21 protein-coding genes are annotated in these 23,476 nt (G+C 63.2%); 9 read left to right on the forward strand and 12 right to left on the reverse strand.

Going from position 1 to position 23,476, the window contains the following annotated elements:
• Positions 1–115: 115 nt before the first annotated feature.
• The 5 genes from pcaF to pcaR form a co-directional block, all read right to left on the reverse strand.
• Entirely contained in the window at positions 116–1,321 is a 1,206-nt protein-coding gene (gene pcaF / locus ACPZMI_RS09625) for a 3-oxoadipyl-CoA thiolase (protein ID WP_426352127.1), read from the reverse strand.
• Complete coding sequence (locus ACPZMI_RS09630; protein ID WP_186667289.1) at positions 1,318–2,097, reverse strand: CoA-transferase subunit beta; 780 nt, start codon at positions 2,095–2,097, stop codon at positions 1,318–1,320. The genes pcaF and ACPZMI_RS09630 overlap by 4 nt, the downstream gene beginning before the upstream one ends.
• Positions 2,094–2,942, reverse strand: a complete 849-nt coding sequence (locus tag ACPZMI_RS09635) for a CoA transferase subunit A (RefSeq protein WP_186667290.1) — start codon at positions 2,940–2,942, stop codon at positions 2,094–2,096. Before ACPZMI_RS09635 ends, ACPZMI_RS09630 begins: the two co-directional genes overlap by 4 nt.
• Positions 2,943–3,270: 328 nt before the next feature.
• Positions 3,271–4,617 (reverse strand): 4-hydroxybenzoate transporter PcaK, encoded by a 1,347-nt coding sequence (pcaK, locus tag ACPZMI_RS09640; RefSeq protein ID WP_426352121.1) that lies wholly within the window; start codon positions 4,615–4,617, stop codon positions 3,271–3,273.
• 301 nt (positions 4,618–4,918) lie between these two features.
• Entirely contained in the window at positions 4,919–5,788 is an 870-nt protein-coding gene (gene pcaR, locus ACPZMI_RS09645; RefSeq protein ID WP_186667291.1) for a pca regulon transcriptional regulator PcaR, read from the reverse strand.
• A gap of 415 nt (positions 5,789–6,203) precedes the next feature.
• On the opposite strand from pcaR, the gene ACPZMI_RS09650 reads away from it, so the two are divergent.
• Both ACPZMI_RS09650 and ACPZMI_RS09655 read left to right on the forward strand, forming a co-directional pair.
• On the forward strand, positions 6,204–6,404 hold the full coding sequence (locus ACPZMI_RS09650) for a hypothetical protein (protein WP_081255307.1): 201 nt from the start codon (positions 6,204–6,206) through the stop codon (positions 6,402–6,404).
• A 315-nt stretch (positions 6,405–6,719) separates the two neighbouring features.
• Positions 6,720–8,192, forward strand: a complete 1,473-nt coding sequence (locus ACPZMI_RS09655; RefSeq protein ID WP_186667292.1) for an inorganic phosphate transporter — start codon at positions 6,720–6,722, stop codon at positions 8,190–8,192.
• Between the two features lie 58 nt (positions 8,193–8,250).
• On the opposite strand, the gene ACPZMI_RS09660 is transcribed toward ACPZMI_RS09655, so the two are convergent.
• Positions 8,251–9,726 (reverse strand): helicase HerA-like domain-containing protein, encoded by a 1,476-nt coding sequence (locus ACPZMI_RS09660; protein WP_426352122.1) that lies wholly within the window; start codon positions 9,724–9,726, stop codon positions 8,251–8,253.
• Between the two features lie 168 nt (positions 9,727–9,894).
• On the opposite strand from ACPZMI_RS09660, the gene ACPZMI_RS09665 reads away from it, so the two are divergent.
• The 4 genes from ACPZMI_RS09665 to gpgF all read left to right on the forward strand — a co-directional run bounded on the left by ACPZMI_RS09665 (position 9,895) and on the right by gpgF (position 14,829).
• Positions 9,895–11,769: a methyl-accepting chemotaxis protein gene (locus ACPZMI_RS09665; protein WP_426352123.1), complete on the forward strand. Its 1,875-nt coding sequence runs from the start codon at positions 9,895–9,897 to the stop codon at positions 11,767–11,769.
• A 192-nt stretch (positions 11,770–11,961) separates the two neighbouring features.
• A complete protein-coding gene (gene gpgS / locus ACPZMI_RS09670) occupies positions 11,962–13,083 on the forward strand; it encodes an N-acetylglucosaminyl phosphatidylglycerol synthase (protein ID WP_186667295.1) in 1,122 nt (373 codons plus the stop codon).
• On the forward strand, positions 13,076–13,840 hold the full coding sequence (gene gpgD, locus ACPZMI_RS09675; protein ID WP_426352124.1) for an N-acetylglucosaminyl phosphatidylglycerol deacetylase: 765 nt from the start codon (positions 13,076–13,078) through the stop codon (positions 13,838–13,840). The genes gpgS and gpgD overlap by 8 nt, the downstream gene beginning before the upstream one ends.
• Complete coding sequence (gene gpgF, locus ACPZMI_RS09680; RefSeq protein ID WP_426352125.1) at positions 13,837–14,829, forward strand: glucosaminyl phosphatidylglycerol flippase; 993 nt, start codon at positions 13,837–13,839, stop codon at positions 14,827–14,829. The genes gpgD and gpgF overlap by 4 nt, the downstream gene beginning before the upstream one ends.
• Here the strand turns inward: gpgF and ACPZMI_RS09685 are convergent.
• Both ACPZMI_RS09685 and purU read right to left on the reverse strand, forming a co-directional pair.
• Positions 14,735–14,968: a hypothetical protein gene (locus ACPZMI_RS09685; protein ID WP_238343260.1), complete on the reverse strand. Its 234-nt coding sequence runs from the start codon at positions 14,966–14,968 to the stop codon at positions 14,735–14,737. The two genes, gpgF and ACPZMI_RS09685, sit on opposite strands and share 95 nt — an antisense overlap.
• 15 nt (positions 14,969–14,983) lie before the next feature.
• The gene (gene purU / locus ACPZMI_RS09690; RefSeq protein ID WP_186667298.1) at positions 14,984–15,835 is read right to left on the reverse strand and encodes a formyltetrahydrofolate deformylase; all 852 of its coding nucleotides are present in this window, start codon (positions 15,833–15,835) and stop codon (positions 14,984–14,986) included.
• A 304-nt stretch (positions 15,836–16,139) separates the two neighbouring features.
• Here purU and mvaT point away from each other — a divergent pair, with 304 nt between their 5' ends.
• Positions 16,140–16,517, forward strand: a complete 378-nt coding sequence (gene mvaT / locus ACPZMI_RS09695) for a histone-like nucleoid-structuring protein MvaT (RefSeq protein ID WP_411383159.1) — start codon at positions 16,140–16,142, stop codon at positions 16,515–16,517.
• A gap of 57 nt (positions 16,518–16,574) precedes the next feature.
• Here the strand turns inward: mvaT and sbcB are convergent, their stop codons facing one another.
• From sbcB to ACPZMI_RS09710, 3 genes are all read right to left on the reverse strand, one after another.
• Entirely contained in the window at positions 16,575–18,011 is a 1,437-nt protein-coding gene (gene sbcB, locus ACPZMI_RS09700) for an exodeoxyribonuclease I (RefSeq protein ID WP_186718804.1), read from the reverse strand.
• 49 nt (positions 18,012–18,060) lie between these two features.
• Positions 18,061–18,420 (reverse strand): PilZ domain-containing protein, encoded by a 360-nt coding sequence (locus ACPZMI_RS09705; protein ID WP_186667301.1) that lies wholly within the window; start codon positions 18,418–18,420, stop codon positions 18,061–18,063.
• A gap of 114 nt (positions 18,421–18,534) precedes the next feature.
• The gene (locus ACPZMI_RS09710) at positions 18,535–18,918 is read right to left on the reverse strand and encodes a tol-pal system YbgF family protein (RefSeq protein ID WP_186667302.1); all 384 of its coding nucleotides are present in this window, start codon (positions 18,916–18,918) and stop codon (positions 18,535–18,537) included.
• 238 nt (positions 18,919–19,156) lie between these two features.
• Here ACPZMI_RS09710 and pyk point away from each other — a divergent pair, with 238 nt between their 5' ends.
• Positions 19,157–20,611 carry a pyruvate kinase gene (gene pyk / locus ACPZMI_RS09715; protein ID WP_054893799.1) on the forward strand — a complete coding sequence of 485 codons (1,455 nt, stop codon included), beginning with the start codon at positions 19,157–19,159 and terminating at the stop codon, positions 20,609–20,611.
• Between the two features lie 102 nt (positions 20,612–20,713).
• Here the strand turns inward: pyk and ACPZMI_RS09720 are convergent, their stop codons facing one another.
• Positions 20,714–21,634, reverse strand: a complete 921-nt coding sequence (locus tag ACPZMI_RS09720) for an iron-sulfur-binding ferredoxin reductase (RefSeq protein ID WP_426352126.1) — start codon at positions 21,632–21,634, stop codon at positions 20,714–20,716.
• A gap of 241 nt (positions 21,635–21,875) precedes the next feature.
• Here ACPZMI_RS09720 and ACPZMI_RS09725 point away from each other — a divergent pair, with 241 nt between their 5' ends.
• Positions 21,876–23,399 (forward strand): fumarate hydratase, encoded by a 1,524-nt coding sequence (locus ACPZMI_RS09725; RefSeq protein ID WP_065864229.1) that lies wholly within the window; start codon positions 21,876–21,878, stop codon positions 23,397–23,399.
• Positions 23,400–23,476: the final 77 nt, after the last annotated feature.

Consider the following 23,476-nt stretch of genomic DNA (forward strand, 5'->3'; position numbering starts at 1 on the left):
TTGTGTTGTGGGTTGTGTTTTTTTTTTTTTTTGTCTGTATCCCTTCCGCTTAAGAAAATCCCCCCCAGAGTTGGCCTGGTTCCCCTTCCCCCCCCCACGCCGGGCCCGGCACAGGTCAAACCCGTTCGATGGCCAGCGCCAACCCCTGCCCCACGCCGACACACATGGTCGCCAGGCCCTTGCGCCCGCCGCTCTTCTCCAGCTGGTGCAGCGCGGTCAGCACCAGCCGCGCGCCGCTCATGCCCAGAGGATGCCCCAGGGCAATTGCCCCGCCGTTCGGGTTCACCTGCGGTGCATCGTCCGCCACGCCCAGCTCGCGCAGAACCGCCAGACCCTGGCTGGCAAAGGCCTCGTTGAGTTCGATCACATCGAAATCAGCCACGGCGATACCCAGGCGCTCGGTCAGCTTGCGCACCGCGGGCACCGGGCCAATGCCCATCACCCGCGGCGCCACGCCGGCACTGGCCATCCCCAGGACACGGGCACGTGGGGTCAGGCCGTGTTTCTTCACGGCATCGGCCGAGGCCAGGATCAGCGCCGCCGCGCCATCGTTCACCCCCGACGCATTGCCAGCGGTGACGGTCTTGTCCGCGCCATTGACCGGCTTGAGCCTGGCCAGCGCTTCCAGGGTGGTGTCCGGGCGCAGGTGTTCATCCTGCTCGATCAGGGTTTCGCCCTTCTTGTGGACAATGCGCACCGGCACGATCTCTTCGGCGAAGAAACCTGCTGCCTGGGCGGCGGCGGCCTTCTGCTGGCTGCGCAGGGCGAAGGCGTCCTGGTCGGCACGCGAGACCTGGTGATCGTCGGCAACGTTGTCGGCGGTCTCAGGCATGGCATCGACACCGTACTGGGCCTTCATCAACGGGTTGATGAAGCGCCAGCCGATGGTGGTGTCTTCAAGCTTCATGTTGCGCGAATAGCCACTCTCGGCCTTGCCCATCACGAACGGCGCCCGCGACATCGACTCGACGCCACCGGCGATGGCCAGCTCCATCTCGCCACTGGCGATGGCGCGAAACGCCGTGCCGACCGCATCCATGCCCGAGGCGCAGAGGCGGTTGAGGGTCACGCCGGGAATGCTCTCGGGCAGGCCCGCCAGCAGCAGCGCCATGCGCGCGACGTTGCGGTTATCCTCGCCGGCCTGGTTGGCACAGCCGAGAAACACTTCGTCGAGCTGATCCCAGCGAACCTGCGGGTTGCGCTCGACCAGCGCCTTGAGTGGCACCGCCGCCAGGTCGTCGGCACGCACACCGGCCAAGGCGCCGCCGAAACGGCCAATCGGGGTACGGATCGCGTCGCAGATGAATACGTCACGCATCAGGCTTCTCCTGCGCTCTGGCCATGGGCTGCCGCAGTACGGGCTTCAAGATCACGCAGGGCGGCCAATTCCGTCTCGCTCGGCTCGGCAGTGACCTGCACGTCATCGGCAAAACGAATCGCCCAGCCGGTGGCGGCGACGATCTGTTCGCGGGTCACGCCCGGATGGATGGAGGTCACCACGAATTCGTGGGTGCCGGCTTCCGGCTCCATGATGCACAGGTCGGTGATGATGCCCACCGGCCCCTCGCCGGGCAGGCCCAGGCGCTTGCGCGAATCGCCGCCCTCGCCGTGCCCGACCGAGGTGATGAAGTCGAGCTTGTCGACGAAAGCGCGCGGCGACTGCTTGAGGATGATCAGCACCTGCTTGGCGGAGCCTGCGATCTCTGGCGCACCGCCGGCACCCGGCAGGCGGGTCTTGGGCGCGTGGTAGTCACCGACCACGGTGGTGTTGATGTTGCCGAAGCGGTCGACCTGGGCGGCACCGAGGAAGCCTACGTCGATACGGCCGCCCTGCAGCCAGTAGCGGAAGATCTCGCCGGTCGGCACCACGGTGTCAGCGGTCTCGGCCAGCTCGCCATCGCCGATCGACAGCGGCAGCACACTCGGTTTGGCACCGATCGGACCAGACTCATAGATCAGCACCACATCGGGCGACGAGGTCAGGCGCGCCAGGTTGGCGGCCTTGGACGGCAGGCCGATCCCCACGAAGCAGACGGCGCCGTTACGCAGGCGACGGGCCGCGGCCACGGTCATCATTTCGGAGGTGGAGTAGCTCATTGTGCAGCCTCCAGCTTGCGCTTGAATTCGGTGAAATCGGTGGTGCCGCGAATGTAGGTGTCGATCCAGGCCGTGAAGGATTCACGGTTGCGCGCGATCGGGTCCCAGGCCTGGTAGAAGCGGTTGTCACGCTCGTAGTAGCCATGGGCGTAGGACGGATGCGCGCCGCCCGGCACCAGGCACACTGCGCTGAGCGCCCAGGTCGGCAGTACGCAGGCGTTCATCGGCGCCTGCAGGTCGTCGACGATTTCCTCGACGGTGACGATGCAGCGCTTGGCGGCCAGGGCCGCTTCCTTCTGCACCCCGAGGATGCCCCACAGCAGCACGTTGCCCTTGCGGTCGGCTTTCTGTGCGTGGATCACGGTGACGTCCGGGCGAACCGAAGGCACGGCAGCCAGCACTTCGCCCGTGAACGGGCAAGTGACCGACTTGATCAGCGGGTTGACCTTGGGCAGGTCGGAGCCTGCGTAGGCACGCAGTACCGCGAACGGCAGGCCGGAGGCGCCGGCAACGTAGGCGTTGGCCAGGTCAGCGTGGCTGTGCTCTTCGATCTCGATCGCGTGCGGCCACTGTTTCTCTACCGCATCGCGCAGGCGATGCAGCGAGCCGACCCCCGGATTGCCGCCCCACGAGAAGATCAGCTTGCGCGCACAACCGGCACCGATCAGTTGGTCGTAGATCAGGTCCGGAGTCATGCGCACCAGCGTGAGGTCGCGCTTGCCCTGGCGGATGATTTCGTGACCGGCGGCGGTCGGAATCAGGTGGGTGAAACCTTCGAGGGCAACGCTGTCGCCGTCGTGGACGAACTGCTTCACGGCATCATGAAGCGAGAGGATTGCTGCCATTGGAGACTCCTGGTCAGGCTGAGTCGGGTTTGAGTGCAGCGTCGCTGCGATGGGCTCAGATTAAGGAGACCGGGGGTGGAGAAACAATCCGATAATCGACCTTTTGTGCGGTTATCGAACGGTTTGAATGAGGGATCGCTGATAACTGGCGGTGACCTTTTCGCGGGCAAGCCCGCTCCCACCAGGGAGCAACTGTCTTGCTCAAACCTAAAGGCCAGCCCAATCCCTGGACTGCCCCCAAGGGTTGGATTTGTGTCCAACTTCTTGGGGGGCAGTCCACCCCTGTGGGAGCGGGCTTGCCCGCGAAAAGGTCACCACCCATGCTCGATCAGGTGGCGTCAGCGTGACTCACCAAGCCTTTGACGATCACCCCGACGGTCGCCAGCGCCGCCGGCACCAGGAGCGCAGTCAGCACCTGCTCGAAGGTCCAGCCCAGCCCCAGCAGCGTCGCCCCGCTCCAGGCCCCGAGAATCGCGCCGAAACGGCCGATGCCGAGCATCCACGACACCCCTGTGGCACGCCCCTGGGTCGGATAGAAGCGCGCCGCCAGCGACGGCATCGCCGACTGCGCCCCGTTCACGCACATCCCCGCGACCAGCACCAGAATGGCCAGCAGGGTGATGTTGCCCAGGCTTTGACCCACCGCGTAGGCAAACACCCCGGCCAGCAGGTAGAAGATGCCGATGACCTTGTGTGGATTGAAGCGGTCCATCGCCCAGCCTACCGCCACGGCGCTGAGTACGCCGCCGAACTGGAACAGCGCACCGATGAAGGCCGCCGTTTCAAGGCTGGCGCCACTGTCGCGCATCAGCGTCGGCAACCAACTGGTCAGCAGGTAGACGATCACCAGCCCCATGAAATAGGTCAACCACAGCAACACAGTGCCCAGGCCGTAGGTGCCGGAGAAGATGACCGCGAAGACATTGCGCGCAGCCACGGCTTTCTGCTCCGGTACGCTGAAGCTCGCGGCCTGGGCTACCACGGCCGGAGCGATCGGGGCGAGCGTCTTGCGCACCTTGTCGGTGCCGCGATTGCGCACTACCAGAAAACGCGCCGACTCTGGCAACCACACCAACAGCACCACCGCCAGCAGCAACGGCAGCACGCCGCCCAGCACCAGCAGACTGTGCCAGCCGTAGGCCGGGATCAGCTTGGCAGAGATGAAGCCACCGCCGGCCATGCCCAGGTTGAAGCCACAGAACATGCTGGTCACCAGCAGCGACTTCAAACGCTCCGGGGTGTATTCAGACAGCAGGGTCGTGGCATTGGGCATGCCAGCTCCCAGGCCAAGGCCGGTCAGGAAGCGCAGCACCAGTAGTTGATCGACATTGCTGGCGTATGCCGACGCCAGGCTGAAGCCGCCGAACACCAGTACCGCGCCGACCAGTACACCTTTGCGACCGAAGCGGTCGGCCAGCGGCCCGGAACCCAGGGCGCCGAAGACCATGCCGATCAGCGCGGCGCTCATCACCGGGCCGAGGCTGGCGCGGTCGATGCCCCACTCCTGGGACAGCGCCGGAGCGATGAACCCCATCGCTGCGGTGTCCAGGCCATCGAGGAAGACAATCAGGAAGCACAGGATCACCACCCGCCATTGATAGCGGGACAGCGGCTGGTCGTTGATGAACGACTGTACATCGAGGCAGTTGCCGACAGTAGTTTGCGGTTTGTTCATTGTTGTTATCCAGAAGATGGGCGCGGGTACACCGCTGCGACAAGTAAGGCGCAGGGCTGGAGAAACCAGTACGGGCGTTGAAATCAGCTGGGTAACGATGCAACTGCGCAAGGCAGCGAAGGGACAGTGGTCATGGGCTTGTCTCGTGTTGTTATTGTCCGGTCGGCAGCGCCGACCGTTGCGAGAAACATTAATCAGCGCCTGCGGCGGGCGCAATTCACGAGGAGCGACATTGTGCGTTTATCGCACAAGAATGGTTTTACCGCTTATCTACCTGCCGGAACGGCGCGCTACCCGGCGCTCAACCGAACAACTGGTGGCAAAGATCACGGCTGGCCGCCAGCAGGATGGGCAAGAAGCGCTGTTCCAGTTCATTGCGCGTCACCCGTCCAACGTGAGTGCTGACATTCAGTGCTGCCAGCACTTGCCCTGACGCGTCGTAGATTGGCACGGCGATCGAACGCAATCCCTGCTCCAGCTCCTGGTCGACCACACACCAGCCTTGGGCGCGCACCTGCTGGATGCAGGCGAACAGCGACTCGGGATCATGCAAGGTGCGGCTGGTCCGGGCCTTGAGATCAGCGCGCTCGAAATACTCGCGCAGGCTGGTGTCGTCCAGTGCCGCCAGCAGAATCCGGCCCATGGAGGTGCAATACGCCGGCAGGCGCCCGCCCACCGACAGGTCCACCGAAATCAGGCGCTCCACCGTCGCCGAGCGGGCAATGTAGAGAATGTCGTCGCCTTCGAGGGTCGCCATGTTCGCCGCTTCGTGCAGTTGCTCGCTGATACGGTCCAGGTAGGGCTGGGCCGAGACGGCCAGCGGCGTCGAGGAGAGGTAGGCGTGCCCCAGCGTCAGCACCTTGGGCAACAGCGAATACGTGCGCCCGTCGGAGGTGGCGTAACCGAGCTTGATCAGGGTATGCAGGCAACGGCGCACAGCGGCGCGGGGGATTTCCGTGCGGTGGCTGATCTGGGCAATGGTCAGGTGGCGCTTGCGCTCCTGGAAGGCCTGGATCACCGCCAGGCCCCGGGCCAGAGAGGTCATGAAGTCGGGGTCGCCGGTAAACGCCTGGATGCGCTTGGCCGGCGATGCGACGATCGGCGGGGCCAGGGAAGGCGTGACGGCACGCTGCGGATCGCTGGGCGTGGAAGCGTTGGTTTCATCGTTCATCGGCAGACCTCAAAAAAAACGGCGCTTCGTGCGATTATCGAACAAGCGGCCGATAATCGCAATTGACCGCCGACACGTTTGCTTATACCTTTCTCATGCCCTTGTGGCTTCTTTGGAGAGACTGGTCAGGTACCCACCGTAGAAGACTAAAGGCAGCGGCCTCGCTTACCAGCGAGGCCGTTTTCATTTCTGCACTGTTTATCCGAACTTTACTCGGTACGTCGCCTCCAACTTCCCAAGTACAACGGGTCAACTTTCCATTGCACAATCAGGCTTGAGTAAAGGCCGTGGCCATTGCTGATTCGACGGTTATAATTCGGCGCTCAGGTCTGTACGCACGATGGGAAAGGGATCCACACGCACCGCGTGGTACAGCCCTGTACCGAGAACCTCTTCAATTTATCAGGTCGATACTGTGACGAAAGATGAACTGCGCGCCGAACTCGAGCGCCAGGCAGAACGTTACAAGGATGTTTATGGTGGTGAAGTCACCACCTATGCTGCCCAACCGGAACCGGAACGCAAACCCTGGCGCAAACGTGCCAGCCTCCTTGACCAAGCCTTCTCCGAGGAACTGGAAAAGATGGAAAAGGAACGGCGCCCCGAAGAGCCTTGAGCCTCGGGGCCTGATCGCAGCGCGCCACGGTGCTGAAGGCCCTGGCGCCACGCGTTCTTATGCCGCAGCCGATGATGAAATGGAATTACACAAATTTCATACGCCCGTTTTAATCTTGAAAAACCCTTCTTTTAATCGCCAATTCGCGGTATTTAACCGGAATTAACGCTTTTTTGTTCGTCGATTCCGCCTCGTTCCCTACCGACGAACCGTCGTGGCAGCAGTAGAAAAGCTGCCATCTGTCTGTCACGGGTGCATCGATTGCCATGGTTTTCTGGCATAATCCGGCCCCCCTACGACCGCCAGAAAACCTTCATGATCGATTTATTCAGCGGACTGGATGCCTGGGTAGCCGTGAGCCTGGTGCTCGCCCTCACCTTCGTGCTCGCATTCGAGTTCATCAATGGCTTTCATGACACCGCCAACGCGGTAGCCACCGTCATCTATACCAAAGCCATGCCGCCGCACCTGGCCGTGTTCTTCTCGGGTGTGTTCAACTTCCTCGGGGTTCTGCTCGGCGGTGTCGGGGTGGCCTATGCCATCGTGCACCTGCTGCCGGTCGAGCTGCTGATCAACGTGAACACCGGGCACGGCCTGGCCATGGTCTTCTCCCTGCTCGCCGCCGCCATTACCTGGAACTTGGGCACCTGGTACTTCGGTATCCCGGCGTCCAGCTCGCACACCCTGATCGGCTCGATTCTCGGGGTTGGCCTGGCCAACGCGCTGCTCAGCGACATCCCGCTGGGTGACGGCGTGAACTGGCAGAAAGCGATCGACATCGCCATGTCGCTGGTGGTCTCGCCGATGGCCGGCTTCGCCGTCGCCGCACTGGTGCTGATTGGCCTGAAATGGTGGCGCCCGCTGTCGAAGATGCACAAGACCCCCGAACAGCGCCGCAAGCTCGACGACAAGAAGCATCCGCCCTTCTGGAACCGCCTGGTGCTTGTGATCTCGGCCATGGGCGTGAGCTTCGTGCACGGCTCCAACGACGGCCAGAAAGGCATCGGCCTGATCATGCTGGTGCTGATCGGTATCGTCCCGGCCAAGTTCGTGCTCGACCTGAACAGCACCACCTACCAGATCGAGCGTACCCGCGACGCCACCCTGCACATGAGCCAGTTCTACCAGCGCAATGCCGCCACGCTTGGCGAGTTCCTGGCGCTGGGCAAGGCCAAGTCGACCGACCTGCCGGAGCAGTTCAGCTGCAACCCGCAACAGACCGAGCCGACCATTGCCGCGCTGCAGACCTCGCTCCAGGGCGTGACCGACTACCGCGACCTGAGCGCCGAACAGCGTGTGGAAGTACGTCGTTACCTGCTGTGCCTGGACGACACCGCGAAGAAGGTCGGGAAGCTGCCAGGGCTGGATGGCCGCGAGAAGGCCGACCTGGAAAAACTGCGCAAGGACCTGACCGCAACCACCGAATACGCCCCGTTCTGGGTGATCGTCGCCGTCGCCCTGGCCTTGGGCCTGGGCACGATGGTCGGTTGGAAGCGTGTGGTACTGACTGTCGGCGAGAAGATCGGCAAGCAAGGCATGACCTACGCCCAGGGCATGTCGGCACAGATCACCGCGGCTTGCGCGATCGGCATGGCCAACGTGTTCAGCCTGCCGGTCTCGACCACCCACGTACTGTCGTCGGGTGTTGCCGGTACCATGGTCGCCAACAAGAGCGGCCTGCAAGGCGGCACGGTGAAGACCATCCTGCTGGCCTGGGTACTGACCCTGCCAGCCTCGATGGGCTTGGCGGCCGGCCTGTTCTGGCTTGCCTCCAAAGCAATCGGCTGACACCTGCAGCATTGAAGAAGGCGCCCGCGACGGCGCCTTTTTCATGCCCTGGGAAAACTCAGCGCTTCTTGCCCCCCAGCAACGACCCCATCAAGCCTCTCACCAGCTGCCTGCCCAGCTGGTTGGCGGCCTGGCGTACCGCCGACTTGATCGCCTGCCCTGCCGCGCTCTGCAAGAACTCTCCCGCCTTGTCAGCCAGACTTTCCGTCTCAACCTTGGGCTGAGGCACCGGCTCCACCGGCTCGCCCTTGCGCTGGGTCAGCAGCTCGTAGGCAGACTCACGGTCGATGGGTTTGTCATAGCGCCCCGCCAGGGGCGATGCCGCGATCAGTGCACTGCGCTCCGCCGTGGTCAGCGGGCCGATCCGCGATTGCGGCGGTGCCACCAGCACGCGCTGGACGATCTCTGGCGTCCCCTTGTCCTGCAAGGTGCCCACCAACGCCTCGCCGATCCCCAACTCGGTGAGCACCGCCAGGGTGTCGAACGCTGGATTGGGACGAAAGCCGTCAGCCACGGCCCTGAGCGACTTCTGCTCCTTGGCGGTGAAGGCCCGCAGCCCGTGCTGGATGCGCAAGCCCAACTGCGCAAGCACGGCATCGGGCAGGTCGCCCGGGGACTGGGTGACGAAGTACACCCCCACGCCCTTGGAGCGGATCAATCTCACCACCTGCTCCAGACGATCCTGCAGGGCTTTGGGAGTGCCGTTGAACAACAGGTGCGCTTCGTCGAAAAACAGCGCCAGCACCGGCTTGTCGGCGTCGCCGCGCTCCGGCAGTTGCTCGAACAGCTCGGCCAGCAGCCACAGGAGGAAGGTCGCATAGACCTTCGGCGCCTCATGCACCAGGCGGCTGGCGTCAAGCAGGTGGATACGCCCGCGACCATCGCCATCGACCCGCAGCAGATCTTCCAGTTGCAGCGCCGGCTCACCGAACAACGCATCGGCCCCCTGCTGCTCCAGCGTTGCCAGGCGTCGCTGCAAGGCCTGGGTCGAACCGGTGGTCATCAGTGCGCTGTCCTCGCCCAGCAACTGCGGGTTGTCCTTCAGATGCCCAAGCAACGCCTTGAGGTCTTTCAGGTCGAGCAGCAACAGGCCCTCGCGGTCGGCAACCTTGAACGCCGCATAGAGCGCCGCCTGCTGGCTGTCGGTCAGTTCAAGCAGGTTGCCCAGCAGCAGCGGGCCCATTTCGCTGAGGGTAGTGCGCAACGGATGACCACTCTGCCCGGCGATATCCCACAGGCTCACCGGATAGGCCTTGGGCTGGTGGGCGAGCCACGGCATCCCGGCAATGCGTTCTGCCACCTTGCCCTGGGGCGAACCCGCCGCCCCCAGGCCACACAGGTCTCCTTTCACGTCTGCGGCGAACACCGCCACCCCCGCGTCGCTGAACACCTCGGCCAGACGCTGCAGGGTCACGGTCTTGCCGGTGCCGGTCGCTCCGGCGACCAGTCCATGGCGGTTGGCCAAGCGCATGGCTTGACCGACCGGCAAGCCGTCTAGACCGGCACCTACAACGATTTGCGAAGAATCCGACATCTTATTTCATCCTCTTCTCAAGCTTTGCCTAAAAGCGGCCGATATGCAGAGGCGATATTGACCCGAAATACAGGACACAACCCACCAAGGCTCACCGGATTGTTGCACTGTTTTCTGCTGTGCTTCGTGCGAGCGACCCGATAAAACCTTAGCGGACCCGACGACGTCATGAACAAAAGCCTTCGTTTCAGCCACAAGATTCTCTTGGCGGCCTCTCTGATCGTGATACTGGCCTTCGCGCTGTTCACCTTGTACAACGACTATCTCCAGCGTAATGCCATTCGCGCCAATCTGGAGAGTTACCTGGCAGAAATGGGCCAGTCCACTTCCACCACGATCCGCAACCTGTTCGAAGGGCGGATCCGGCTGGTGGAAAACCTTGCGCAGAATATCGCCCAGCATCCGGCCGATGCCGAAACCCTGATGGGCCAACAGGCGCTGATCTCCAGCTTCCTCACGGTCTACCTGGGCAAGGTCGACGGCGGCTTCAGCGTGCGCCCCGACAGCAAGATGCCCGACGGCTACGACCCGCGCGTACGCCCCTGGTACAAGGACGGGATGGCCGCCAGCGGTCCCCTTCTCACCGAACCCTACATCGACATGACCACCAACAAGATGGTCATCGGCATCCTCGACAAGGTCTCCAGCGATGTCGGCGTGGTCGGCGGCGACCTGGCGCTGGACGGCCTGGTACAGATCATCGACTCGCTGAACTTCGGCGGCATGGGTTACGCGTTCCTGGTCAACGACCAGGGCAAGATCCTGGTGCACCCGGACAATGCCCTGGTGATGAAATCGCTGTCGGAGGCCTTCCCGCAGAACACCCCGAAACTGTCTCGCGAGCTGACCGAAGTGCAGGTCGACGGCAACGCGCGCCTGCTGACCTTCACCCCCATCAAGGGCCTGCCTTCGGCCAACTGGTACATCGGCCTGTCGGTGGACAAGGACAAGGCCTTCAGCATGCTCAGCACCTTCCGCAACTCGGCGGTGATTGCCACGCTGGTGGCGGTGGTGATCATCATCGGCCTGCTCGGCCTGCTGATCCGCATACTGATGCAACCGCTGCACACCATGACCCGCGCCATGGAAGACATCGCCGAAGGCGAAGGCGACCTGACCAAGCGCCTGAACATCCACAACCATGACGAGTTCGGTGTGCTCGGCAGCGCATTCAACCGCTTCGTCGAACGGGTGCACAGCTCGATTCGCGAAGTCTCCTCGGCCACCGAGCAGGTCAACGAAGTGGCGCTGCGGGTGGTCAGCGCCTCCAACTCCTCAATGCTCAACTCCGACGAGCAGGCCAACCGCACCAACAGCGTCGCGGCGGCCATCAACGAGCTGGGCGCCGCGGCCCAGGAAATCGCCGGCAATGCCGCACAAGCCTCGCAACATGCCAGCTCCGCGCGATTGCTCGCCGAAGAGGGGCAGCAAGTGGTCGAGCACAATATCCAGGCGATGAACCGCCTGTCGGCACTGATCGTCAGTTCCAGCGCGCATATCGAGGCCCTCAACGACAAGACCGTCAACATCGGCCAGATCCTCGAGGTCATCACCAGCATCTCCCAGCAGACCAACCTGCTGGCGCTGAACGCGGCCATCGAAGCCGCCCGCGCCGGTGAGGCCGGCCGCGGCTTCGCGGTAGTGGCCGACGAGGTGCGCAACCTCGCCCACCGTACCCAGGAATCGGCGCAGCAGGTCCAGGGGATGATCGAGGAGTTGCAGGTCGGCGCCCGCACCTCGGTCGAGACCATGGACCAGAGTCAACGCCACAGCCAGGACGGCGTACAGATCGCCAACCAGGCCGGCGAGCGCCTGGGCAGTGTGACCCAGCGCATTGGCGAGATCGACGGCATGAACCAGTCGGTGGCCACCGCCACCGAGGAACAGACCTCGGTGGTGGAGTCGATCAACATGGACATCAACGAAATAAACACCCTCAATCAGGAAGGCGTGGAAAACCTGCAGGCCACCCTGCGCGCCTGCTCCGACCTGGAACAGCAGGCCGCGCGCCTCAAGCAACTGGTGGGCAGTTTCCGTATCTGACGCCTGAGGGCTGTGCAGCACCTGTGGGAGCGGCGGGGCATCCCGACTCGCCCGCTCCCGCAGCGGGCAAGCCAGGACGTCCCGCCGCCCAATCCCGATCGAACAAACTATCCTTCATAAAGGTCAACCTTTAGGCGCGTCACCGTCGGTCTGTTACCGCCGGATGACAGACCCGAAGACGATCCCGGAGGGATGCTGATCGTGCACATCGCTGACATCACCATGTTCTACGCCCCGGCCAGCGGCGGTGTACGGACCTATCTTGATGCCAAACACCATCGCCTCGACGCCATGCCCGGCGTACGCCACAGTCTGCTGATCCCCGGCCCCAGCGCCCGTGATGCCAATGGCATCTACCAGGTGCCAGCCCCGCCCTTGCCGTTCGGCAAGGGCTACCGTTTTCCGGTACGCCTGACGCCCTGGTGCAACGTGCTGCGCGATCTCAAGCCTGACCTGATCGAGGTCGGCGATCCCTACCTCACCGCCTGGGCCGCCCTTGAGGCGGGACGCAAGCTGGACGTGCCGGTGATCGGCTTCTATCACTCCGACCTGCCATTGCTGGTCAGCAACCGCATGGGCAACTGGTTCACCCCCAATGTCGAAGCCTATGTCAGCAAGCTCTACGGCAATTTCGACCGGGTGCTGGCGCCGAGCCAGGTAATGGCCGACAAACTGCGCCGTCTTGGCGTGCGCGATGTGCATGTACAGCCCCTGGGAGTCGACCTGAATACCTTCCACCCCGACAGGCGCGATCCGCACCTGCGCGCCCAGCTCGGCCTTCCCGATACCACTCGTCTGCTCGTCTTCGCCGGTCGCGGCTCGCGGGAGAAGAACCTGCCAGTGCTGCTCGAGTGCATGGGCCACCTGGGTCGCCATTACCACCTGTTGCTGGTCGGCTCGAACATGCCGGCCAACGTGCCGGACAATGTCAGCGTGATCGACCACTTCTGCCCCGCCGATGAGGTGGCCCGCCTGCTCGCCAGTGCCGACCTGTTGCTGCACGCCGGTGACCAGGAAACCTTTGGCCTGGTGATACTCGAGGCCATGGCCAGCGCCACACCGGTGGTCGCCGTGCGCGCCGGGGCTTTCGGCGAGATAGTCAACGACCAGTGCGGGCGCCTGTGCCAGGCCAACGACAGCCAGGCAATGGCCGGGGCAGTGCGCGAAATCTTCGAAGCCGGCGTGCGCCCCCTAGGCGCCCAGGCCCGTCGCCATGTGGAGCAGCATTACTCATGGGATAGCGTGGTCGATGGCCTGTTGCTGCACTACCAGGCCGTGCTTGGCCTGTCGCCACAGGTACGCGCCCATGCGTGAAGCGCCCGCCGATTCGCGTAGCCTGATGCTGGTGCTGCACGATGTGGCGCCCGAAACCTGGCCCGACTACCGTCCCTTCGTCGAAGCCGTCGATGCAATGGGCGACGTGCCCATGACCTGGCTGGTGGTCCCGGACTTCCACCACCGCAACGCATTGGCCCGCTCTCCGGACTTCTGCCGCCTCCTCGATAGGCGCCTGGCGCGCGGCGACGAGCTGGCACTGCACGGTTTCTACCACGCCGACGATGGCCCTGCCCCACGCGGGCCTGCCGAGTACTTCATGCGCCGGATCTACACCCATGAGGGCGAGTTCTATGCGCTGGAGCAGCGCGAAGCCCTGCAACGTCTGGAGGCGGGCCTGGCCCTGTTCGCCCGCCAGGGCTGGCCGGTCGCAGGCTTCGTCGCGCCCGCCTGGCTGATGAGCGAAGGCACCCGCCAGGCCCTGCGCCGCCTGCCACTGCGCTACACCAGCACACCGCAGCACCTTTATCGGCTGCCGGACTTCACCGCGATCGAAGCTCCCGGGCTGGTCTGGAGCGCCCGCAGTGCGTGGCGCCGCGGTCTGTCACGGGTGCTCTGTGACTGGCAGGCCCGGCGCTGGCGCCAGGCCGAAACCCTGCGCCTGGGCCTGCATCCGGTGGATATGCGCCACTCCAGCGCACGCAACTACTGGTTGCGAACCCTGCGTGAATTGATTGAGCAAGGGCGTGAGCCTTTGACCAAATCTGCCTGGCTGGAGCGCAGGACCTGCCCATGAACCGCCTCGCCTGGCTGGGGCTGACGCTGCTGCTCGCGGTGCTGGTTCCGGGCATTCTGGGCGGCAGCCAACTGCTGCCGCGCCTGCAGACGTTCGACCCAGGGCTGATGGCGACCCTGCTGGGCATGATCCTGCTGTGCTGGATCATCAACGCCGTGCGCCTGCGCTTGCTGCTCGGCCAGCAGGGTGCACAACTGGGCAGGGTACGCAGCCTGGGCGTGGTAATGGCGACTGAGTTCGCCATCTGCACCACCCCCGGCGGTAGCGGAGGCCCTTTGACCCTGATGACACTGCTGGCCCGCGAACGCATTGGCCCGGCCCGCAGTGGCGCGGTGTTCGCCATGGACCAGTTGAACGACCTGCTGTTCTTCTTCTGCGCCATGCTGGCCATCGCCGGCTACGCCCTGTTCCACAGCCTGGGTCGCAGCCAGGAAAGCATGCTGCTGGGCAGCGCCGCCTTGCTGTGTGGCGCGCTGGCGGCAATCGTCGTGCTGCTGCGCTACCGGCGTGGCGTGATGCGCTGGAACGGTCGACTGCTGCAACGCCTGGGTTTGTCGACCGGCCGTCGGCGGCGCTGGGCGCGCACGCTGCTACGCTTCACCCGGGCACTGGCCGACACCTGGCGCCTGCCCAAGCGCACGCTGGCGCTGGTATTCGCCCTCACCTGCGCGCACTGGAGCTTGCGCTACAGCGTGCTGTATCTGGTATTGAGGGGGCTGGGGGTAGAGCTGTCGTGGATTCCGAGCTTCCTGGTGCAGATGCTCTCGCTCAGTGCCGGCCAGTTCAGCCTGCTGCCAGGCGGCGCAGGAGCCGCCGAGCTGACGTCGGCGACCCTGCTGTCGCCACTGGTGGGCAGCTCGACAGCAGCGGCGGCGATCCTGATCTGGCGCGCCGTCACTTATTACTTCTATCTGCTCGCCGGGGGGCCGGTGTTCGTCTGTCTGCTGGCGCGTCCGTTGCTGGAGCGCTGGCGGCGTCAGGAGGGTTGAGCTGCTCCCAGAGCTCGGCGGCACCTTCGAACTCGGTGCCGTCTTCATCGCTCAACGCCTCGGGGTCGTAGCGCGCCAGGCAGCCTTCACCGAGTGTCGGCGGTGGCTGGGCACCAGCCTTGTCACGCGGATCGGCCATCTGTGCAGGCTCCGGTCAGTCGAAGACCACGGTCTTGTTGCCGTGTACCAGCACGCGGTCTTCCAGGTGATAGCGCAGACCGCGGGCCAGCACCATCTTCTCCACGTCACGACCGAAGCGGACCATGTCCTCGATGCTGTCGGCGTGGTTCACACGCACCACGTCCTGCTCGATGATGGGACCTGCGTCCAGTTCTTCGGTGACATAGTGGCAGGTGGCACCGATCAGCTTCACACCACGCAATGCAGCCTGGTGGTAGGGCTTGGCGCCGACGAACGACGGCAGGAAGCTGTGGTGGATGTTGATCACACGCCCGGCGTAATCCTGGCACAGCTGTGGCGGCAGGATCTGCATGTAGCGCGCCAGTACCACTACATCAGCGCCATGCTCGGCAACCAGGCGCGAAACTTCGGCGAAGGCCGGGGCCTTGTCTTTCGGATCGACCGGCACGTGGAAAAACGGAATACCGTGCCACTCGACCATGCTGCGCAGGTCGTTGTGGTTGGAAATCACGCACGGGATATCACAGTCCAGTTCATCGGTGTGCCAGCGGTGCAGCAGGTCGGCCAGGCAGTGCGACTCGCGGCTGGCCATCAGCACTACGCGCTTCTTCTGCGCCGAGTCGGTGATGTTCCAGCTCATGGAGAACTCTTCGGCGATCGGCGCGAAGGCCTCGCGGAAGGCCTCGATACCGAATGGCAGGGATTGGGCGCGGATTTCATGGCGCATGAAGAACCACCCGCTCTGCTCGTCGGAGTGGTGGCTGGCTTCGTTGATCCAGCCGTTGTACAAGGCCAGGAAGTTACTGACTTTTGCCACGATGCCGACGCGGTCGGGACAGGCAATCGTCAGACGGTAGGTGCGCATGGATGAGACTCCGGAAAACTTCGCAAAGGCGCACATTCTAGCCATCTGCCGTGAAAAAGGCAGTAACCATTGGCCTGCGCGCTCCTGCGTGGCAGCTCAATGCAGACTCTGAGCACCCGCAAGCAGGCGGATGAGGATTGACGAGGCACAGAGACGCAATATGTAAATTTTTCTTTACCGAAGCGCTGTTATTGTTGCTTCAAAATGATTTGACATTTGAGCCCCTTATTAATTGTTTACTTGCGAGTATTGCCTGTCTATTATTGGCCCACTGTCTCTCTGTACATTCACCAAGGAACACTCCATGTCCCTGATCAACGAATACCGCGCCACCGAAGAAGCCATCAAGGAACTTCAAGCTCGCCTCGCCAACCTGTCGCAAGATGACAAGCTGAAAAAAGAGCTGGAATTCGAAGGCAAACTGCGCGCACTGATGGGCGAATACTCCAAGTCGCTGCGTGACGTGATTGCCCTGCTCGACCCGGAATCCAAACTGAGCAAAGCCCCTCGCGGCGCTACCAAGACCACCAGCACCAAACGTGCTCGCAAGGTCAAGCAATACAAGAACCCGCACAACGGTGAAGTGATTGAAACCAAAGGCGGCAACCACAAGACCCTGAAAGAATGGAAAGCCAAGTGGGGTGGTGACGTGGTTGAAAGCTGGGCAACCCTGCTGGGCTGATCCCGGCAACTGCCTTAAGGCTTCAGCAAAACGCCGGCTCATCGCCGGCGTTTTTATTTATTCTGCCAACGCATAGTGCGTTCGCAGTGTACGGACATGTGCAAGCCATGCCTCCAGGACCTGCCGCCCGGCATCGTCCGTATCGACCAGACGGGCCTGCGCCGCCTGCTCGAAATCGCCCAGGGTGTTGGGCGCTCCCAGGCGCGGATCGCTCAGGCGCTGCTGGCAGAAGCGGTGCCAGCGTTGTTGCTCCTGTTCGTTCAAGGTGTCGATAAAGTTGCGCGCCCGGTAGCGGAACAATAGCTCAGGCATGCGTGCATCATCGAACATCCAGTGCCCCTGCCCCAACTGTCGCGGATCGCTCAAACGAACTTGTTCACACAAGCGACGATCACGATCCCCGAGAAATCCCTCGTACAACTGTTGCTCGGGATCTTCGCTGGGTGCGAACTCATCTGCGCTGTAGAGGCTCTCCAGCTTGTCCCGCCAAGCGTCTTGCTGCTGAATCAATTGATCGGCTCGAGACTGAACAAGCGACATATCAAGACCCAGTCGCTGTTGATCGGCCGGGCGCAATACGCTCAATGGCGCAACCACAGGACATTTGTTGATGTGCACCAACTTCAGCGGAACCGGCAATTCCCCGTCAGCCAATTCCTCGCGCCGCGTGTACAAACGCGAACGCAATACCTCGGCACTTTCCCTTATTAAAGGCGAGTTTTCCATGTGCAGGTCGCACACAATCAGTGCATTGCGATTACGCGGGTGCCAGGCCAACGGCAATACCACCCCCAGGTAACTACGCTCGCTGGAGAAACGCCCGGAGATATGCACCAGTGGCTGAAGCAGGCGAATCTGCTCCATGACCTTGTGCTTGCTACGCAACTGGAACAACCAGTCATAGAGTTTGGGCTGGCGTTGGCGAACCAGGCGGGCTAACGCGATGGTGGCGCGGACATCGGACAATGCCTCGTGAGCATGGCCGTGATCGATCTTGTTGGCCTTGCTCAGCAACTCCAGGCGCAGGCTGGTGCGTCCGTCCTGCTGCGGCCAGACGATACCTTCCGGGCGCAGGGCATAGGCGGTACGCACCACGTCGATCAAGTCCCAGCGGCTGTTGCCACCCTGCCACTCACGGGCGTAGGGATCGAAGAAGTTGCGGTAGAGGCTGTAGCGGGTGACTTCATCATCGAAGCGCAAGGTGTTGTAGCCTGCGCCACAGGTGCCGGGGCGCGACAACTGTTCATGCACCCGGGTCATGAACTCCGCTTCCCCCAAGCCTTTTGCCATCAGTTGCTCAGGGGTGATGCCCGTCACCAGGCAGGCGGCGGGGTGCGGCAGGATATCGTCGGAGGGGCGGCAATACAGGTTGACCGGTTCGTCGATCTCGTTGAGCTCGAAATCGGTGCGTACGCCTGCAACCTGCAGCGGTCGGTCGCAGCGCGGGTTGATACCGGTGGTTTCGTAGTCGTGCCAGAAGATGCTGGAGCTCACGGTGTCGTCCTGTACAAAGTTCGCGGACGAGTCTACCGGAGGAACGCCTTCAGGCCGACTCGTTCATCGGCTTGAAGCTGAAGAAGTCGCGCAGCGAGCGCACGAACTCGTCGTACTCGCGCGGCGCCTGCAATAGCATGAAGCCAGCATCGAAATGCCCCGGGGTCTGGTCCTCGCGGCTCCACAGGCAACTGGCGGTGAGATTGATGAACTGATGGCCCCCGCCTGCAAGCGGCACACGCAGCTGCAGATCGAAATCCGGTCCGACCATGATCGGGAGCTGGCTGATCACCATGAGCCCATCCTCGGAGGCATTCCCCAGATAACCAATCTCCTGATCGGTCAACCGGTTGAAAACCTTGAGCACGTAAGGCAGTTGATGACGGTCGATCTGACGTTCGATGAACATGATTCTCCGTACCTTATGCCAGGAAGACCAGGTACTGGCGGTGAGCGTTACACCTACTTTACAGCCTAGCTTAGCCTGAGCGACGGCCCGGATGAAATCATTGTCACCTTGGTATTAACGCAAAGGCGTAGTCGGCGCAGGGCTGGTCACCGCCGGCTCACCGCGCAGATGGCCGAGCTGCTCCAGGGTCTGCAGGCGCGCCTGGGCACGGTAGGCGTACTCGTTCTGCGGGTAGCGCTGGATCAGGAACTGGTAAGTCTGCGCTGCATCGACATAGAGTTTCTGCCGCTCCAGGCACTGGCCACGCAGCATCGCCACTTCCGGATGGATGAACGGACGGGCACGGCTGGTGCGATCGACTTGCGACAGCTCCAGCATCACCCGCTGGCAATCGCCACGATCGTACGCGCGGTAGGCATTGTTCAGGTGATGGTCCATGGACCAGCGGGTGCAGCCGACGACACTGGCCGCCATGGTTAACACGATCAGGGCTCGCATGGGAATTCTCCTTTGATGGCCAGTATATCGGCCTGCGCCCCGATTTCTTCAGCGCGCCGATGCACGCTTCATCCAGCTGACGCGCGGCGCCGAGCGTCTACCTGTAACCTCCTGCTTGTAGGGTGCTGCCGACGGTGCAACCGCCCTCTCGCCAACCTGCAAGGTAGTGCAACGGAACAATGACTACAGCGCAATTGAGGAGTAGCCTTTCGCTGCGCTTCAACATAGGAGTCTGTGCATGACCATCCGCCGTACCAAAATCGTCGCCACCCTGGGCCCCGCCAGCAACTCGCCGGAAGTGATCGAACAACTGATCCTCGCCGGCCTGGACGTGGCACGTCTGAACTTTTCCCACGGCACTCCGGACGAGCACAAGGCCCGCGCCCGCCTGATCCGCGACATCGCCGCCAAGAACGGCCGCCACGTCGCACTGCTGGGCGACCTGCAAGGTCCGAAGATCCGTATCGCCAAGTTCAGCAACAAGCGCATCGAACTGAAGATCGGTGACAAGTTCACCTTCTCCACCGCTCACCCGCTCACCGAAGGCAACCAGGATATCGTCGGCATCGACTACCCCGACCTGGTCAAGGACTGCGGTGTAGGTGACGAGCTGCTGCTCGACGACGGTCGCGTGGTCATGCGCGTCGAAACCGCTACCGCCGACGCGCTGCATTGCGTGGTGATCGTCGGTGGCCCACTGTCCGACCACAAGGGCATCAACCGCAAAGGTGGTGGCCTGACTGCACCGGCCCTGACCGAAAAAGACAAGGCCGACATCAAACTGGCCGCGGAAATGGACCTGGACTACCTGGCCGTCTCCTTCCCGCGTGACGCCAAGGACATGGAATACGCACGCAAGCTGCGTGACGAAGCCGGCGGCAGCGCCTGGCTGGTGGCCAAGATCGAGCGTGCCGAAGCCGTTGCCGACGACGAAACCCTCGACGGCCTGATCGCGGCTTCCGACGCCGTGATGGTTGCCCGTGGCGACCTCGGCGTGGAAATCGGCGACGCCGAGCTGATCGGCATCCAGAAGAAGATCATCCAGCACGCTCGCCGCAACAATAAAGCGGTGATCGTTGCGACCCAGATGATGGAGTCGATGATCCAGAACCCGATGCCGACCCGCGCCGAAGTCTCAGACGTGGCCAACGCCGTGCTGGACAACACCGATGCGGTGATGCTGTCGGCCGAAAGCGCCGCCGGCTCGTACCCGATCGAAGCGGTGCAAGCCATGGCGCGCATCTGCCTGGGCGCCGAAAAGCACCCGACCAACCAGAAGTCCAGCCATCGCCTGCACACCACCTTCGAGCGCTGCGACGAGAGCATCGCCCTGGCCGCGATGTACACCGCCAACCACTTCCCCGGCGTGAAGGCGATCATCGCCCTGACCGAAAGCGGCTACACCCCGCTGATCATGTCGCGCCTGCGCTCGCATGTGCCGGTCTTCGCCATGTCGCCGCACCGCGCGACCCAGGCCCGCGTCTCGATGTTCCGCGGCGTCTACCCGATCGCCTTCGATCCGGCTTCGCTGCCGGCCGACAAGGTCAGCCAGGCGGCTGTCGACGAGCTGCTCAAGCGTGGCCTGGTCGAACAGGGCGACTGGGTGATCCTGACCAAGGGTGACAGCTACCACACCATCGGTGGCACCAATGGCATGAAGATCCTGCACGTGGGTGATCCGCTGGTCGGTTGATGCCTGAGTTGTAGCAACGACTTCAGGTCAGCAAAAAAGACCGCTCTCAGGAGCGGTCTTTTTTTTGGGTTGCCCGCGATGGGGCATGGTGCTGCCAGAGAGTCAGGCATGCTCGACGAACACGTCAGCCAGCACCTGGTTTCTTGGCACGCCGGCGATGAACAATCTGCGAGCGAAGCGCTCGACACTCACGGGCGACCCGCAGAGCAAGGCGATGGTCTGGCGAGAGGTCGGACGCAATCTCGCAAGCGCCTCCTCGAGATGCTCCTGCAGCACGTATTCGGTATCGATGCCATGCGTCCGTTGCAGCGCGGGTTGCAGGTAGTGCCCGGCATCATCGTGTGCCACATGCATGACCTTTATTCCTGCCCGATGGCCTTGGCGCAAAGCCTCCCGCGCAACACCCCACAGCGGGGCAAGGCCGGTACCTGCCGCCAGCAACCACAGCGGCCTGTCCTGCCAGTCGGGATCGTAGTGCAGCGCGCCCCCTCTGAACTCTCCCAAACTCAACGAGTCACCGATCTTCAAGCCCCGAGCCAGATCGCAAAACGCACCCGGCCGCTGGCAGTCGATATGGAACTCGAGAAAATCATCCTCCCCCGGCAGGCTGGCCAGCGAGTATGGTCGGGCCACCGTGCCCAGCCACAGCACCACATGCTGCCCCGCCTGATAACGCAACGCCCGCGCAGGCTTCAGTCGCAAGCGCAGTACATCGCCGACCCAGTCCAGCGCGCACACCCGCGCCGGCACACCATCACGCTGCGGATCGAACACCATAACCTGCAGATCAGCCGTCACCCGGCACTGGCAAGCCAGGCGCCAGCCCTGCTCGCGCTTGTCGGCCTGCAGCGCCTCGGGCAAGGCATCCTCAGGCTCGCCATCGACGCACCGTACCAGGCAGGCGTGGCAACTGCCGGCCCGGCAACTGTAAGGCACGTTCAGGCCGACGCCGTTGAGGGCGTCGAGCAGGTTGCTGCCGGTCGGAACGCTGATGCGGCGCTCGCCCACGCGAAGATCGGGCATGTACGAAAGGTCTCCTGGAGTCTGTTGCCATTGTACAGAACGCCAGCAAGAACGATGCCTGGCAGCGGCAGACCAAGGTCCAGACCACGCGCAGGTGTTTCCCACGGGCAGCCGCGCTATACTGCCGCGCCCTTTTTGTGCCGGCCTGACCTGCCGGTGCGCCTTGCAAGGCCTTTCGACGCGCTGGTCGGCGGTGTCGATGCCTTTACGAATGTTCCCGTCTTTAAGAGGAGCGCGCTGCATGACCGTGATCAAGCAAGACGACCTGATTCAGAGCGTTGCCGACGCCCTGCAATTCATCTCGTATTACCACCCCGTCGATTTCATCCAGGCGATGCACGAAGCCTATCTGCGTGAAGAATCGCCCGCTGCCCGCGACTCCATCGCCCAGATCCTGATCAACTCGCGCATGTGCGCCACCGGCCACCGCCCGATCTGCCAGGACACCGGTATCGTCACCGTGTTCGTGCGCGTCGGCATGGACGTGCGCTGGGACGGCGCGACCATGAGCCTGGACGACATGATCAACGAGGGCGTGCGCCGCGCCTACAACCTGCCGGAAAACGTCCTGCGCGCCTCCATCCTGGCCGACCCGGCCGGTGCCCGCAAGAACACCAAGGACAACACCCCGGCGGTGATCCACTACTCCATCGTGCCCGGCGACAAGGTCGAAGTCGACGTCGCAGCCAAGGGCGGCGGTTCGGAGAACAAGTCGAAGATGGCCATGCTCAACCCGTCCGACTCGATCGTCGACTGGGTGCTCAAGACCGTCCCGACCATGGGCGCTGGCTGGTGCCCGCCTGGCATGCTGGGCATTGGCATCGGCGGTACTGCCGAAAAAGCCGCGGTCATGGCCAAGGAAGTGTTGATGGAATCCATCGACATCCATGAGCTCAAGGCCCGTGGCCCGCAGAACCGCATCGAAGAGATCCGCCTGGAGCTGTTCGAAAAGGTCAACCAGCTGGGCATCGGTGCCCAGGGCCTGGGCGGCCTGACCACCGTGCTCGACGTCAAGATCATGGACTATCCGACCCACGCCGCTTCGCTGCCGGTGTGCATGATCCCCAACTGCGCCGCCACCCGTCACGCCCACTTCGTGCTCGACGGCTCCGGCCCGGCAGAGCTGGAAGCGCCGTCGCTGGATGCCTACCCGGAAATCGTCTGGGAAGCCGGCCCGAGCGCGCGTCGCGTCAACCTCGACGAGATCACCCCGGAAGAAGTCGCCAGCTGGAAACCGGGCGAGACCATCCTGCTCAACGGCAAGATGCTCACTGGCCGCGACGCTGCGCACAAGCGCATGGTCGAGATGCTCAACCGTGGCGAAGAGCTGCCGGTGGATCTGAAAGGCCGCTTCATCTACTACGTCGGCCCGGTCGATCCGGTCGGTGACGAAGTGGTCGGCCCAGCCGGCCCGACCACCGCCACGCGGATGGACAAGTTCACCCGCCAGATCCTCGAGCAGACCGGTCTGCTGGGCATGATCGGCAAATCCGAGCGTGGTCCGACCGCCATCGAGGCGATCAAGGACAACAAGGCCGTGTACCTGATGGCCGTTGGCGGCGCCGCGTACCTGGTGGCCCAGGCCATCCGCAAGTCGAAGGTCCTGGCCTTCGCCGAGCTGGGCATGGAAGCGATCTACGAGTTCGACGTCAAGGACATGCCGGTCACCGTCGCGGTGGACAGCAAGGGTGAGTCGGTGCACATCACCGGCCCTGCGCTGTGGCAGAACAAGATTGCCCAGAGCCTGGCTGTTGAAGTGAAGTAAGACTGCGGTAATCACGGCGCCCCGTTCGCGGGCAAGCCCACTTCACACCAGCGCGGCATAGCCCGTCTGGCGGTGGT

The organism is Pseudomonas wayambapalatensis (assembly GCF_049942315.1).
GTDB lineage: Bacteria > Pseudomonadota > Gammaproteobacteria > Pseudomonadales > Pseudomonadaceae > Aquipseudomonas > Aquipseudomonas wayambapalatensis.